This is a genomic window from Pseudalkalibacillus sp. R45 (assembly GCF_052246725.1).
GTDB lineage: Bacteria > Bacillota > Bacilli > Bacillales > Fictibacillaceae > Pseudalkalibacillus.
Window position 1 is genome coordinate 1 of sequence record NZ_JBQQCL010000013.1, and the last position, 12,693, is coordinate 12,693.

The following is a 12,693-nucleotide window of genomic DNA, read 5'->3' on the forward strand; positions in this document are numbered from 1 at the left end:
TTCCCATCGCGTCAAGCGAGTAAGATCCCTCAGAGATGATGAGGTTGATAGGTCTGGTGTGGAAGCGTGGCGACACGTGGAGCTGACAGATACTAATCGATCGAGGACTTAACCACAAAAGAAAAGCGAAGACGACTGTCCTGAAACGACAGGCACTGGAGTCATGACGAGGAGGCTGTGCCGCCACAGGAATGACGAAGTGATCCCGAGTTTCAAGGAGTCACAGCTGGACATCATTACATCGAAGATGTTTTCAAGAAACACATTATCTAGTTTTGAGGGAATATTTTTGGAAAAGCCCTTGAAAAAGTTTTTTAATTTTAGTAATATATATCTTGTCCTTACTAAGGATGATTGTGGATCAATTGAAACTTGGTCTGGTGACGATGGCGAAGAGGTCACACCCGTTCCCATGCCGAACACGGAAGTTAAGCTCTTCAGCGCCAATGGTAATTGGGGGCTTCCCCCTGTGAGAGTAGGACGTCGCCGGGCCAAACCTTTTTCATCTCATTGAATATTCCACAGTAGCTCAGTGGTAGAGCTATCGGCTGTTAACCGATCGGTCGCAGGTTCGAGTCCTGCCTGTGGAGCCATTTTGCTTCCATAGCTCAGCAGGTAGAGCACTTCCATGGTAAGGAAGAGGTCAGCGGTTCGAGCCCGCTTGGAAGCTCCATGACAAATTAATATGGCCCCTTGGTCAAGTGGTTAAGACACCGCCCTTTCACGGCGGTAACACGGGTTCGAATCCCGTAGGGGTCACCATCTAATTGGAGGATTAGCTCAGCTGGGAGAGCACCTGCCTTACAAGCAGGGGGTCGGCGGTTCGATCCCGTCATCCTCCACCATTTTCATTTTACTTCGCTGGCCTAGCTCAATTGGTAGAGCAAGGAGCAATACAACAATGAATAAGCTGCGACTTGTCTCGACGCAGCTGGCAACAGAGGATTCCTTGTTAGAGGAAGAGACACAAACTGAAGTAACATCATTTTACTTCGCTGGCCTAGCTCAATTGGTAGAGCAACTGACTTGTAATCAGTAGGTTGGGGGTTCAAGTCCTCTGGCCAGCACCATTTTCAATTTTGAAATCAGACTTCATAGTCTTTTTTTATTGGAGGGGTAGCGAAGTGGCTAAACGCGGCGGACTGTAAATCCGCTCCCTCCGGGTTCGGCGGTTCGAATCCGTCCCCCTCCACCATTTTTAAAAAAGACGAGTAAGCTGCTTGAGCCATTAGCTATGAACGATACAGCTAATGAGTAAACGATGAATTGTCCTGACGCAGCCTTGCGACTTAGGTTATGCAAGAAGAGGAAAGGACACAAGGTGAATATACTGCGCGAGCCATTAGCTCAGTCGGTAGAGCATCTGACTTTTAATCAGAGGGTCGAAGGTTCGAGTCCTTCATGGCTCACCATTTCGATAAATCTGATTGATCAAATTTAATCATGCGGGTGTAGTTTAGTGGTAAAACAAGAGCCTTCCAAGCTCTGGTCGTGAGTTCGATTCTCATCACCCGCTCCATCGGGGCCTTAGCTCAGCTGGGAGAGCGCCTGCCTTGCACGCAGGAGGTCAGCGGTTCGATCCCGCTAGGCTCCACCATATCATACATATTCAACTCTCTGACCGAATGTCAGAGAGTTTTTTTACATTTTGGCGTTGTTAAATAATACTGGTGATTTCTGATTAAGTTTGATTGCAGCGAAATTTGCGACACTACTGTGGGAAAAGCGATCCAGAGGAGACCCCACACTTTTTGAGTGAACTTCGCAAAATCAACATTAAAGTATAACAAAGCTTACATTAAGAAGAATAAGAATGATGCTAAAAATGAAAGCGTTTCATAATTATCCATTATCATGTCCTTAATGCTTGTTAAACCGCATAAGTATGCAGAATTTTGTCCAGTTGAACCAGTGGACATCAAAGTCCTACAATAGATGATAGAGTGATCATAGAGGAGGAAAATCATGAAGAAGAATATTGGTATTTTAGGTGTCCCGATGGATTTGGGTCAAATGCGCCGTGGTGTAGATATGGGACCGAGCGCGATGAGATATGCCGGATTAATTGAAAGGCTCGAAAACATTGGCTACGAAGTTGAAGACCATGGTGATATCCACATCCCTCAAAGAGAAAAAGTAGCAAGTAAGGACACCAATCTGAAAAATTTGGATGGGGTCATTGAAGCGAATACCCTTCTTGCAGAAGGCGTAAATAAAATCATTGAAGCAAACCATTTTCCATTAGTTCTTGGTGGCGACCATAGTATAGCGATCGGTACACTTGCAGGGGTCTCAAAGCATTATGAGAATTTAGGTGTGATCTGGTATGATGCTCATGGCGATTTAAACACCGGAGATACTTCTCCAAGTGGGAATATCCATGGTATGCCTTTAGCTGTAAGCCTTGGAATCGGTGATGAGAAGCTGAAAGAGATTGGCGGTTTCAGTCCAAAGATTAAGCCAGAGAATATTGTCATTATCGGTGCTCGTTCGCTTGATGAAGGAGAGCGGGAATTGATTCGTGAGAAGGGCATCAAAGTTTATACGATGCATGAAATCGATAAAATGGGCATGACAAAGGTTATGGAAGAGGCGATTGAGTATGTCTCAAATGGAACTGATGGTGTACATTTAAGCTTAGACCTTGATGGTCTGGACCCGGCTGAAGCACCTGGTGTAGGAACTCCAGTCCTAGGAGGTATCAGCTATCGTGAGAGCCATTTAGCTATGGAGATGTTAGAAGAGGCGGAAATCCTTACTTCAGCTGAATTTGTGGAGGTAAATCCGATACTGGATGAAAAGAACAAAACTGCAACTGTTGCTGTTGCATTGATCGGTTCATTATTTGGAGAAAAATTAATCTGATTATACTTAATGAAAGCCTTATCGATTCCTAGTCGATAAGGCTTTTTTAAGAGGTGAAAAAACAGCTCTCTACTCGAGAGCTGCTTCCTAAATCAAGAAACCTTTATAATTTCACTCTTAATTGTATCGTATCGATTAAGTAGATGATCGAGATATTGGCTGATTTCAACAACCTCTGCAGAAAACAAAGGTTTTTCTTTTGCCAGGGTCAACATTTTCTTTCTGGAATTTTCGATTTCATTTAATAGAAAGCGCTCTTCAGCCGACATGCAGCCCACCTGCTTTCACCGTAATAGATAGTTGTTACACATAATACCCGATATATGAGAAAATAAACCTATTTTTAACAAAAATATTCCTCACTAGGAAGTTGTCCCATGTTAGAATATAACAAGAAGCATTCTACTCCAAAAGTAGTATTTTTAATTACGGAGTATCGGAGGTTCCTATATGGATATAACGGTGAAGCGTTTGGTCCGATCGGTGAAAAAAGGGGATCAAAATGCGTTTGAAGAACTTGTGGAAATTTATAAGGATAAAGTATATCATATCGTCTACAGGATGTTGGGGAACGTACATGAGTCAGAGGACATCGCCCAGGAAGCGTTTGTACGTGCTTATATACATATTGAAAAATATAATGAAGCCCATAAATTCTCTACTTGGTTGTATCGGATTGCAACCAATTTGACCATCGATCGTATACGTAAGAAGAAGCCAGATTATTACCTAGATGCAGAATTAGCCGGAGGAGAAGGATTGACACTATATTCCCAAATAGCAGTCGCAGAACAATTACCTGAAGAAAAAGTTGAAACCTTTGAGCTCCAAGACCGTATACAGAAGGAGATCATGCATTTGCCTCCGAAATACCGTTCAGCAATCGCGCTGAAATACTTGGAGGAACTATCGCTGAAAGAAATCAGTGATATTTTGCAGATCCCAGTCTCAACGGTGAAAACTCGTATCCATCGTGGTCGGGAAGCTCTTCGGAAACGGTTGAAAGATCTGGATTGTTAGGAGGATAAATAAAAATGAAATGCGATGGTAAGTATTCATCTTATATGCATAAATGGGTTGATGAAACAATTGAACCTCTTGAAAAAATAGAATTGCTCCAACATATTAAAACATGTTCAAGCTGCAAGGGGAAATTTGAAGAAATCAAAAACGTCGATCAATTGCTGCATAGCCATCATGCTATAAAAACGCCAAATGGTTTTACTTCAAAAGTTATGGAGCGATTGCCTAAAGAAAAGTCTTCTTCCAAGATGAGAAGATGGTTCAAACATCACCCGATCCTGACTGCTGCGGTTCTTTTTCTCTTGTTGATGTCAAGCTCAATATATAGTGAATGGGGAAGTCATAGGAGTAACCCGATTTCTGTTTCAGCAAATGGTGCCCAGGTCAAAATAGACCAGGACAGCGGAAAAGTCTTTGTTCCTGAAGGCGAGATTGTAAAAGGCGACCTTATTGTAAAGAACGGCGATGTCGAAATTGCAGGGAAGGTTGAAGGGGATGTCACCGTTATCAACGGAAACCACTATCTTGCTTCTGCTGGACATATCGCTGGGGAAAGTGAAGAAATCCATAAGATAACAGAATGGGTCTGGTACCGTTTGAAAGAAGGGGCAAACACTGTAAAAGGGTGGTTTGGATCGGAATAATTCCCAAATTCGCGAAGTGGTTTTATGAACGCGTCGGACAAGTTGATGTGGACATAAGACCACTTTTCTCTTTTTTTAAGGTATGTACGGATTGTTATTGACGGAAACTTACGAAGAATAGATATAGTCTCAGTTTATGATATAATAGAGAAGTTACATATGGTAACAAACTGAGCATTGTTGGGCACAATGATATTGAGTTGATCAGTTTGGAGGATGCGTATGTTTCCTATAGGGGACTTTGACTTTAATATATTGAACTACTTGAATGATATAATTGATATCCTCTTGGTCACTTATGTGATCTATAAACTTATCATGCTGATAAAAGGCACAAAAGCAATCCAGCTGTTAAAAGGAATCACGGTCATCATAGCGGTTTGGTTTTTTAGTGGTATTTTCAAACTTAACACCTTATATTTCTTGATGAACCAGACGCTTTTATACGGTTTCCTTGCTATCATCATCATCTTCCAGCCGGAGTTGCGCCGTGCGCTTGAACAGTTAGGTCGAGGCAGATTTTTCTCACGCGGCATGATTGCAGAAGAAGAGGAGAAGAGAAATGCGATCGAGGCGATGCTTAAGGCAACGAATTATATGGCTAAGCGTCGTATTGGTGCTTTGATAACGATTGAAAGGGAAACAGGACTCGACGATTACGTTGAAACCGGTATTCCGATTAATGCGAATCTGAGTTCAGAACTCTTGATTAATATTTTCATTCCGAATACACCATTGCATGATGGTGCTGTCATCATCAACGATAATCAAATCCTTGCAGCTGCAAGTTATCTTCCACTATCGGAAAGTCCTTTCATTTCAAAAGAATTGGGGACAAGGCATAGAGCTGCACTGGGCATTTCAGAAGTGACAGATAGTCTGACCCTTGTCGTCTCTGAAGAAACAGGAAATGTTTCCCTCACAAAAAATGGGGAGCTCTACCGTAATTTAGATGAGGACATGTTACGAAAACTGTTAGAGGCTGAAATAATGACAAAATCAACTTCCTCAACAAAGTGGAATTGGAGGGGGAAGAAAGATGGATAGACTACTTAAATCTCCATGGTTTGTCAAGGTTGCGGCTTTTCTGATCGCTTTGATGATGTATACCACAGTCCACATTAATGACCAACAGGCGAATGAAGATGATCAAAGTTTGACAGAAAGCGGGGAACAAATATTCAAAAACGTTTCCCTTGATGTAGAATACGATAATAATAAATATGAGTTATTAGGCAACCCAGAAACCGTAGGGGTCAGGTTCCAGGGCTCAAAGTCTGATATCATGCGATTCGGCTTGCAGCGTACACCGAGAGCTTATATCGATCTCACAGATAAAGGACCAGGGCAATATGACGTACCGATCAAGTTTGAAAATGTACCGAACGGAATTGACGCAATTCCAAGAGAAAGTACAGTGAGTGTGACATTACATGAGAAGAAAACCGAATCATTCCCAGTGACAGTACAGCTTCTTGGTGAAGATGAATTACCTAAAGGCTATATTGCTGGTACACCTCAGGTCGATAAAGAGGAGATCGAAATCACCGGTGCAAAAGAAATGATCGATGAAATCGCCTATGTCCGGGTATTTGTCAACGTAGCAGACGAGAAAGAGACTTTCACAAGAGAGGCGAAAGTACAAGCGTTGAATAAAAACTTCGATCCAGTCGATATCAAAATCGAACCTAATACGATGAATGTGACAGTACCAATTGAAAATCCAAGTAAAGATGTACCGGTCACCATTGAAGAAAGAGGCTCTCTTCCAGATGGTTTTGAGCTAAAATCGATTACGCCATCAAAAGAAGAAGTAGCGATTCATGCACCTGAAAAGGTCCTAGAGAAACTGAATTCGATTTCTCTACCAGTGGACTTAAGCAACATTACCGAAGATGAAACGATTGATATGGAAGTCCCTTTACCAGAAGGCGCATTTTACGCGTCACCTGGTAAATTGAAAGTGAAAATCGATGTTGAAAAAACGGAAGAGGAAACATCAACAGAGCCTGCTGAAAACGAAACCGCAAGTTCCAAGACCTTCAACGATTTACCGATCAAAGTTGTCGGATTGGATGATAACGAGGAAGCAAGTTTCAATTCGCCAAACGAAGGGGTCATGGATGTAACAGTCAATGGGAACGCAGAAGATTTGAACAACTTGTCAGAAGAAAATATAACCGCTTTTGTTGATGCGAAAAATTTATCAGAGGGACAGCATGATGTTAAAATCAATGTCGATGTTCCCGAACGATTTACATTTGAGAGTCAGCTTGCAGAAGCGACCTTAACCATCAGCAAAAGAACGACGTAATGTGGAAAAGGGAAGAAGGAGCGATTTATTGAATGGGTAAATATTTTGGAACAGATGGAGTCAGAGGAGTAGCAAACACCGAATTAACACCAGAATTAGCGTTTAAATTAGGGCGCTTTGGCGGTTATGTTCTGACAAAAGAGACCCAAAAACCGAAAATCATCATTGGTAGGGATACCCGAATTTCCGGTCATATGCTGGAAGGTGCATTGGTTGCAGGGCTGCTCTCGATCGGAGCAGAGGTTATGCGATTAGGCGTCATCTCAACTCCAGGTGTGGCTTATTTGACAAAGGCGTTAGGGGCACAGGCCGGGGTCATGATCTCAGCTTCCCATAATCCTGTTGGGGATAATGGAATCAAATTTTTCGGATCCGATGGTTTTAAGCTATTAGATGAGCAAGAACGGGAAATCGAAGAATTATTGGACCTGGACAAGGACGACTTGCCAAGACCGACTGGAATGGATCTTGGTTTAGTGAGTGATTATTTCGAAGGCGGCCAAAAATACCTTCAGTTCTTAAAACAAACGGTTGATGAAGATTTCTCAGGACTTCGTATCGCATTGGATTGCGCACATGGAGCGGTTTCTTCACTTGCACCTCACCTTTTTGCAGACCTGGATGCGGATATTACGACCATCGGTTCATCACCGAACGGTTTGAATATAAACGACGGAGTAGGCTCTACTCATCCAGAGAAACTGGTTGAGCTTGTAAAAGAAAAAGAAGCTGATGTAGGCCTTGCATTCGATGGAGATGGGGATCGTTTGATTGCAGTAGATGAAAATGGAACGATTGTCGATGGTGATCAAATCATGTTCATCTGTGCCAAACATTTTGCAAGTGAAGGCAGATTGAAAAAAGATACGGTCGTTTCGACAGTGATGAGTAACCTCGGATTCTATAAAGGGCTTGAAGCTGCCAACATTGCATCTGAACAGACGGCTGTTGGTGATCGATATGTCATGGAACGTATGAGGGAAGGGGACTTCAATCTTGGTGGAGAGCAGTCCGGCCACATCATATTCCTTGATCATAGTACAACGGGTGATGGACTTCTATCTGCCCTACAGCTCGTCAACATCCTGAAGTTGACACAGAAACCTTTATCAGAGCTTGCAAGTGAAATGGAAAAGTTCCCGCAATGCCTGAAAAATGTAAAGGTTACAGATAAAACGAAAGTGATGGAAAACCCAGCTGTGAAAGAAGCAATTGCCAAAGTGGAAGCTGAAACGAGCGGAAACGGCCGCGTGCTTGTAAGACCATCAGGAACTGAACCTCTTGTAAGGGTGATGGTGGAAGCTCCGACTGAAGAACTGTGTGAAAAATATGTAGAGGAAATTGCACGTGTTGTCGACCAGGAATTAGGGTATGTTGAACAATAGGGACAGAAAACACACGTGAATACGAATACTATGCAGGGACAGCTCGCATACACGAAACGAGCTGTTTTTGCATAATTATTAAGTGTAGATCAACGCTCTAATAAAGTCGTTGACGTCATGAGATTTCTGGTGTATGATATTTCCATTCGATTATAGAAAGGAGCGTAGAAAAAACACTATAACGAAAAGCGCCTGGACTATTTCTTCGGCTGAGGCCGACACCGCGGCGGTGTATGAAATAGTTGACGAGGAAAGAGGTTTATCGAATCTGATCGGCGGATGCCTCTCGGTCTTACATCAAACCGGAAAATTCATACTGAAACCACTAAGGCGACTTAGTGAACAAAGGTATGGATATGATGTAAAACTAAAATTTTAAAATGTTGGGGGTAAAGAGACCCCTTATTTTCACTTGATTAAAATAAGAACAAGTCTGAATATAAGTGAATGGTGTTTCCCCCAACAGGGAGGTTTATTTCAATGTGTGGAATTGTTGGTTATGTTGGAAATGAAGATACGAAAGAAATTTTATTAAAAGGGCTGGAAAAGCTCGAATATCGTGGTTATGACTCGGCTGGTATCGCAGTAATGAACAAAAAAGGCGTCCATGTTTTCAAAGAAAAAGGACGCATTGCGACATTGCGTGAGAAGGTGGATAAGAAAGTACCTGCGACCATCGGGATCGGACATACACGTTGGGCGACACACGGTGCACCAAGTAAAGTCAACGCGCACCCTCATCAAAGCTCGACAGAACGTTTTACACTTGTCCACAACGGAGTGATCGAAAACTTTGCACAAGTTCGAAAAGAGTTTTTGAAAGACGTTGAATTAAAAAGTGAAACAGATACGGAAATCATCGTTCAGCTTATCGAACTTTTTGTAAAAGATGGCCTTGAAGTCGAAGGGGCTTTCCGTAAAACGTTAGCTCTTTTAAAGGGATCTTATGCAATTGCACTTTTAGATAACGAAAATAATGAAACGATCTATGTAGGTAAGAACAAGAGCCCGTTACTTGTTGGTGTAGGTAATGGTTACAATGTCGTAGCAAGTGATTCCATGGCAATGCTTCAAAAGACTGATCAATTCGTTGAGTTGATGGATGAAGAAATCGTAATCGTCACAAAAGAGGACATCACAATCAAGAATCTAGATGGAGAAGTGATGGAACGTGATCCATTCACTGCAGAGCTTGATGCTACTGACATCGAAAAAGGGACGTATCCGCACTACATGCTCAAAGAAATCGACGAGCAGCCAATTGTAATCCGTAACATCATCAACCAGTACCAGGTTAAAGATGGCAACTTGAAACTCGATGATGATATTCGGAAAGCGATGAAGAAAACAGACCGTATTTACATCATTGCATGTGGTACATCCTATCACGCTGGTCTTGTAGGAAAAGAGCTTATTGAAAAGATGGCTCAAGTACCTGTGGAAGTCCACATTGCCAGTGAGTTCTCATACAATATGCCGTTGCTATCTGAGAAGCCATTGTTCATCTTTATTTCTCAGAGCGGGGAAACAGCGGATAGCCGTGCTGTCCTCGTCAAAGTGAAAAAGCTTGGTCATAAAGCATTGACAATTACCAACGTACAAGGATCTACACTTTCTCGTGAAGCGGATTATACAATGCTTCTTCATGCGGGTCCTGAAATCGCTGTAGCGTCCACAAAAGCTTACACAGCACAGATTGCGGTCCTTTCCATATTGGCTAGCGATACAGCGAATGCGAAGGGTATAGAGTTGAGCTTCGATCTTATCAAGGAGTTAAGTGTCGTTTCTAACGCAATCGAAGCAATGTGTGACCAGAAAGAAGATTTCGAAAAAATCGCCCGTGAATACCTTGCAGTAACACGCAATTGCTTCTTCATCGGCCGCGGAATGGATTATCACGTTGTACTTGAAGGTGCGTTGAAGCTTAAAGAAATCTCTTACATCCAGGCAGAAGGATTTGCGGGAGGAGAGCTGAAACACGGTACGATCGCATTGATCGAAGAAGGTACACCGGTCATCGCGCTTGCTACACAAGAACACGTGAACTTGAGCATCCGTGGAAACGTGAAGGAAGTCGCTGCACGTGGTGCCTACACTTGCACGATCAGTTCAGAATCATTGCATGACGATGAAGATCGGATCGTTATTCCAGATGTCAATGAACTGCTGACACCGTTAGTAAGCGTCGTGCCGCTGCAATTGATCTCCTATTATGCAGCACTGCACCGTGACTGCGACGTCGACAAACCGCGTAACCTGGCTAAATCAGTAACGGTTGAATAATTAAAGCTTAAAATAATAAATTTTTATTTATAAGTGCGTGCTTGAGGATTGAGAAATCTTCGAGCACGTTTTTTGTTCAGAAAAATTGAAACTGAATATGTCTTGATTATATCGACCATCCTATAGACGAAACTATTTTTACGTCTAGTACAAGGTGATGTTGAATGATCTTATGTTTGGTTATCTATTATTGGTTGATGGGTACTCTCCTTCTTTCAGCTCCTTATTATTTGCCGCACTTGTTACATAGATGGAAAGAAAAGATTCAACTGCGTGCGCGAGCTTTGGATGAGGATTGCAATATTGAGAGCATCAAGAAGAACATTGTAGCAAATACGATTTTTTCAATTCCTGATTATGGCATCAAAATTTATTTTCCTATTTATGGTGCCATTAAGATTGTTCTGGGGTTTGTTGTTTTGGCTATAATCATCCATTATGATAAAATTTGAAAACCTCAATGTAAAAATCCCCAATCCAAGTGACGGATTGGGTTTTTTAATATCTAGTACGAACTTCTCTCCAAAGAACTTCTCGAAGATCATTTTTCAGTTTTTAACCTATTATTTAATACGTATTTACCATGGAAGTGTTAATTTGGGATAGGTGTTTCGTATTCTTTCGACAAATTACCCACGAAAATATGCATTCATTTAGGAATTATTATTAGGGTAGAATAGTTTCTATTTGTGTTTTGTCTTAAGGAGTGTCTTATTTGGAAATACTTATTGCATTATTTTTTTTATTAAGTGTCACCTTTCCAGTTTTACATTTATATCATTGTTTACCCTGGTTTCGTGAACCTAACGAAAGGGTCCGACGAGATCCTAAGCTGAAAAAATGGATGATCGATCATGGATATGAAGAGGAGAAGGGAATAAGCATATTGATTCCCTGTTATAACGAAACAAGAATTTTAAAGACTTCAATCGAGAGTATGAAAGAATTATCTTATTCTCTATTTGAAGTCATTTATATTAATGACGGTTCTACAGACGATACAATGACCTATATGAAGGAACTACTCAGGCTTACACCGTGCCCGATGTCTTCAATTAGTAAGCTCTCTCATGAGAGAGTCGAGGGGACCTATCAGTCCGAACTGTACCCTAATATCTATGTTATCGATAAGATGAATGGCGGAAAAGCTGATGCCTTGAATGCAGGAATAGAATATGCCAGTAACGATGTCATCATTACATTAGATGCAGATACGATTCTTGCAGATAATGCATTATCTGCTGTCAATGATGTGATGAAGGATGAGGATGTAGTTGCTGCAGGCGGGATGGTCCATGTTCTGCAGACAAAAACGAATAAACCATTGAACCGCTTGTCTTTACGTTTTGCAAATATGCTGGTACGTGTCCAGGTTTTGGATTTCTTAAAAGCATTCTATATCTCAAAACTTTCCCTTGTCCGTTTTAAAGCGTTGGCTGTCATATCAGGAGCGTTTGGTATTTTTAGAAAACAGGTTTTAGTAGATGTTGGCGGTTATCGAAAAACGATAGGTGAAGACATTGACATCACCCTGCGGATCCATCGATATATGGCGAAGTTTAAAAATAAGAGAATTGGTTTTATAGCAGATGCTGTCGGTTATACCGAATTACCGGAGACATGGAGAGATTTGACGAAGCAACGTTTACGGTGGCAAAAAGCATATATCGACTGCGTTATTCATTTCAGGTCTTTCTTTGGAAAAACGTTATTTACGAAAGCCGTATCTTTCTTTTATATTTTCGAAACGTTCCTGGTTGGAACCCTTGCGTCTTTCGTAATGACAGGCATAATGCTTATGAACATGTTACACGACCCTCAAAACTCTTATTTGAACTACGTGTTTTTTTATTTGTTTTGGCTTTTTGTCTTTGGTTTAGTATACGATCTGGTAGCCATTGCAATTGGAAGACATTACGGGTTTTCATTTGAATGGAAAGAAAGTTTCCGTTTAATATCGGCGCTTACTTTTGATATTTTTGTTTATCGTTTTGTAACGATGTATTTTGTGATGTATGGTAGTATATCTTATTTCTTTAACAGAAAGTGGAACAAAGTTAAGCGGACAGGGCGGAATTATCATACGGACTCTAGGCATGCAACATGAGTTTTTTACACTTAAAGAAAGTACAAACTACTCTCTTCAGTATAAGCGCAACTACTGGCTCAGCCCACGCCC

Annotated in this window: 10 protein-coding genes, 9 tRNA genes and 2 rRNA genes; 20 read left to right on the plus strand and 1 reads right to left on the minus strand. The window is 41.5% G+C overall.

Going from position 1 to position 12,693, the window contains the following annotated elements:
• The 12 genes from ACTWQL_RS18205 to rocF all read left to right on the plus strand — a co-directional run.
• Positions 1-116 (plus strand): 23S ribosomal RNA (locus tag ACTWQL_RS18205); the annotation flags it as partial.
• Between the two features lie 260 nt (positions 117-376).
• Positions 377-492 (plus strand): 5S ribosomal RNA (gene rrf, locus ACTWQL_RS18210).
• A gap of 26 nt (positions 493-518) precedes the next feature.
• A tRNA-Asn gene (locus tag ACTWQL_RS18215) sits at positions 519-593 on the plus strand.
• Positions 594-597: 4 nt separating this feature from the next.
• A tRNA-Thr gene (locus ACTWQL_RS18220) sits at positions 598-673 on the plus strand.
• 14 nt (positions 674-687) lie between these two features.
• Positions 688-762, plus strand: a tRNA-Glu gene (locus ACTWQL_RS18225).
• Between the two features lie 7 nt (positions 763-769).
• A tRNA-Val gene (locus ACTWQL_RS18230) sits at positions 770-845 on the plus strand.
• Positions 846-994: 149 nt separating this feature from the next.
• Positions 995-1,070: transfer RNA gene (locus ACTWQL_RS18235), tRNA-Thr, on the plus strand.
• Positions 1,071-1,110: 40 nt separating this feature from the next.
• Positions 1,111-1,195, plus strand: a tRNA-Tyr gene (locus ACTWQL_RS18240).
• A gap of 141 nt (positions 1,196-1,336) precedes the next feature.
• Positions 1,337-1,412: transfer RNA gene (locus tag ACTWQL_RS18245), tRNA-Lys, on the plus strand.
• A gap of 33 nt (positions 1,413-1,445) precedes the next feature.
• A tRNA-Gly gene (locus ACTWQL_RS18250) sits at positions 1,446-1,519 on the plus strand.
• Between the two features lie 2 nt (positions 1,520-1,521).
• Positions 1,522-1,597: transfer RNA gene (locus ACTWQL_RS18255), tRNA-Ala, on the plus strand.
• Positions 1,598-1,965: 368 nt separating this feature from the next.
• Positions 1,966-2,865 (plus strand): arginase, encoded by a 900-nt coding sequence (gene rocF / locus ACTWQL_RS18260; RefSeq protein ID WP_443143858.1) that lies wholly within the window; start codon positions 1,966-1,968, stop codon positions 2,863-2,865.
• 92 nt (positions 2,866-2,957) lie between these two features.
• On the opposite strand, the gene ACTWQL_RS18265 is transcribed toward rocF, so the two are convergent.
• Entirely contained in the window at positions 2,958-3,134 is a 177-nt protein-coding gene (locus tag ACTWQL_RS18265; protein ID WP_261134231.1) for an aspartyl-phosphate phosphatase Spo0E family protein, read from the minus strand.
• A gap of 181 nt (positions 3,135-3,315) precedes the next feature.
• Here ACTWQL_RS18265 and sigW point away from each other — a divergent pair, with 181 nt between their 5' ends.
• The 8 genes from sigW (at position 3,316) to ACTWQL_RS18305 (ending at position 12,621) form a co-directional block, all read left to right on the plus strand.
• Positions 3,316-3,885 carry an RNA polymerase sigma factor SigW gene (sigW, locus tag ACTWQL_RS18270; protein ID WP_443143859.1) on the plus strand — a complete coding sequence of 190 codons (570 nt, stop codon included), beginning with the start codon at positions 3,316-3,318 and terminating at the stop codon, positions 3,883-3,885.
• A 14-nt stretch (positions 3,886-3,899) separates the two neighbouring features.
• Complete coding sequence (locus ACTWQL_RS18275) at positions 3,900-4,532, plus strand: anti-sigma factor (RefSeq protein WP_443143860.1); 633 nt, start codon at positions 3,900-3,902, stop codon at positions 4,530-4,532.
• A 222-nt stretch (positions 4,533-4,754) separates the two neighbouring features.
• A complete protein-coding gene (gene cdaA / locus ACTWQL_RS18280; RefSeq protein ID WP_443143861.1) occupies positions 4,755-5,579 on the plus strand; it encodes a diadenylate cyclase CdaA in 825 nt (274 codons plus the stop codon).
• Positions 5,572-6,846 carry a CdaR family protein gene (locus tag ACTWQL_RS18285; protein ID WP_443143862.1) on the plus strand — a complete coding sequence of 425 codons (1,275 nt, stop codon included), beginning with the start codon at positions 5,572-5,574 and terminating at the stop codon, positions 6,844-6,846. Before cdaA ends, ACTWQL_RS18285 begins: the two co-directional genes overlap by 8 nt.
• A 32-nt stretch (positions 6,847-6,878) precedes the next feature.
• The gene (gene glmM, locus ACTWQL_RS18290; protein ID WP_443143863.1) at positions 6,879-8,231 is read left to right on the plus strand and encodes a phosphoglucosamine mutase; all 1,353 of its coding nucleotides are present in this window, start codon (positions 6,879-6,881) and stop codon (positions 8,229-8,231) included.
• A gap of 480 nt (positions 8,232-8,711) precedes the next feature.
• The gene (glmS, locus tag ACTWQL_RS18295) at positions 8,712-10,514 is read left to right on the plus strand and encodes a glutamine--fructose-6-phosphate transaminase (isomerizing) (RefSeq protein ID WP_443143864.1); all 1,803 of its coding nucleotides are present in this window, start codon (positions 8,712-8,714) and stop codon (positions 10,512-10,514) included.
• 164 nt (positions 10,515-10,678) lie between these two features.
• Positions 10,679-10,966, plus strand: a complete 288-nt coding sequence (locus ACTWQL_RS18300) for a hypothetical protein (RefSeq protein WP_443143865.1) — start codon at positions 10,679-10,681, stop codon at positions 10,964-10,966.
• Positions 10,967-11,229: 263 nt separating this feature from the next.
• A complete protein-coding gene (locus tag ACTWQL_RS18305; protein WP_443143866.1) occupies positions 11,230-12,621 on the plus strand; it encodes a glycosyltransferase family 2 protein in 1,392 nt (463 codons plus the stop codon).
• Positions 12,622-12,693: the final 72 nt, after the last annotated feature.

Bases quoted from the DNA above. Each gene is read 5' to 3' on its own strand.
- rocF (WP_443143858.1), top strand. From the start codon at position 1,966: ATGAAGAAGAATATTGGTATTTTAGGTGTCCCGATGGATTTGGGTCAA.
- ACTWQL_RS18265 (WP_261134231.1), bottom strand. From the start codon at position 3,134: ATGTCGGCTGAAGAGCGCTTTCTATTAAATGAAATCGAAAATTCCAGA.
- sigW (WP_443143859.1), top strand. From the start codon at position 3,316: ATGGATATAACGGTGAAGCGTTTGGTCCGATCGGTGAAAAAAGGGGAT.
- ACTWQL_RS18275 (WP_443143860.1), top strand. From the start codon at position 3,900: ATGAAATGCGATGGTAAGTATTCATCTTATATGCATAAATGGGTTGAT.
- cdaA (WP_443143861.1), top strand. From the start codon at position 4,755: ATGTTTCCTATAGGGGACTTTGACTTTAATATATTGAACTACTTGAAT.
- ACTWQL_RS18285 (WP_443143862.1), top strand. From the start codon at position 5,572: ATGGATAGACTACTTAAATCTCCATGGTTTGTCAAGGTTGCGGCTTTT.
- glmM (WP_443143863.1), top strand. From the start codon at position 6,879: ATGGGTAAATATTTTGGAACAGATGGAGTCAGAGGAGTAGCAAACACC.
- glmS (WP_443143864.1), top strand. From the start codon at position 8,712: ATGTGTGGAATTGTTGGTTATGTTGGAAATGAAGATACGAAAGAAATT.
- ACTWQL_RS18300 (WP_443143865.1), top strand. From the start codon at position 10,679: ATGATCTTATGTTTGGTTATCTATTATTGGTTGATGGGTACTCTCCTT.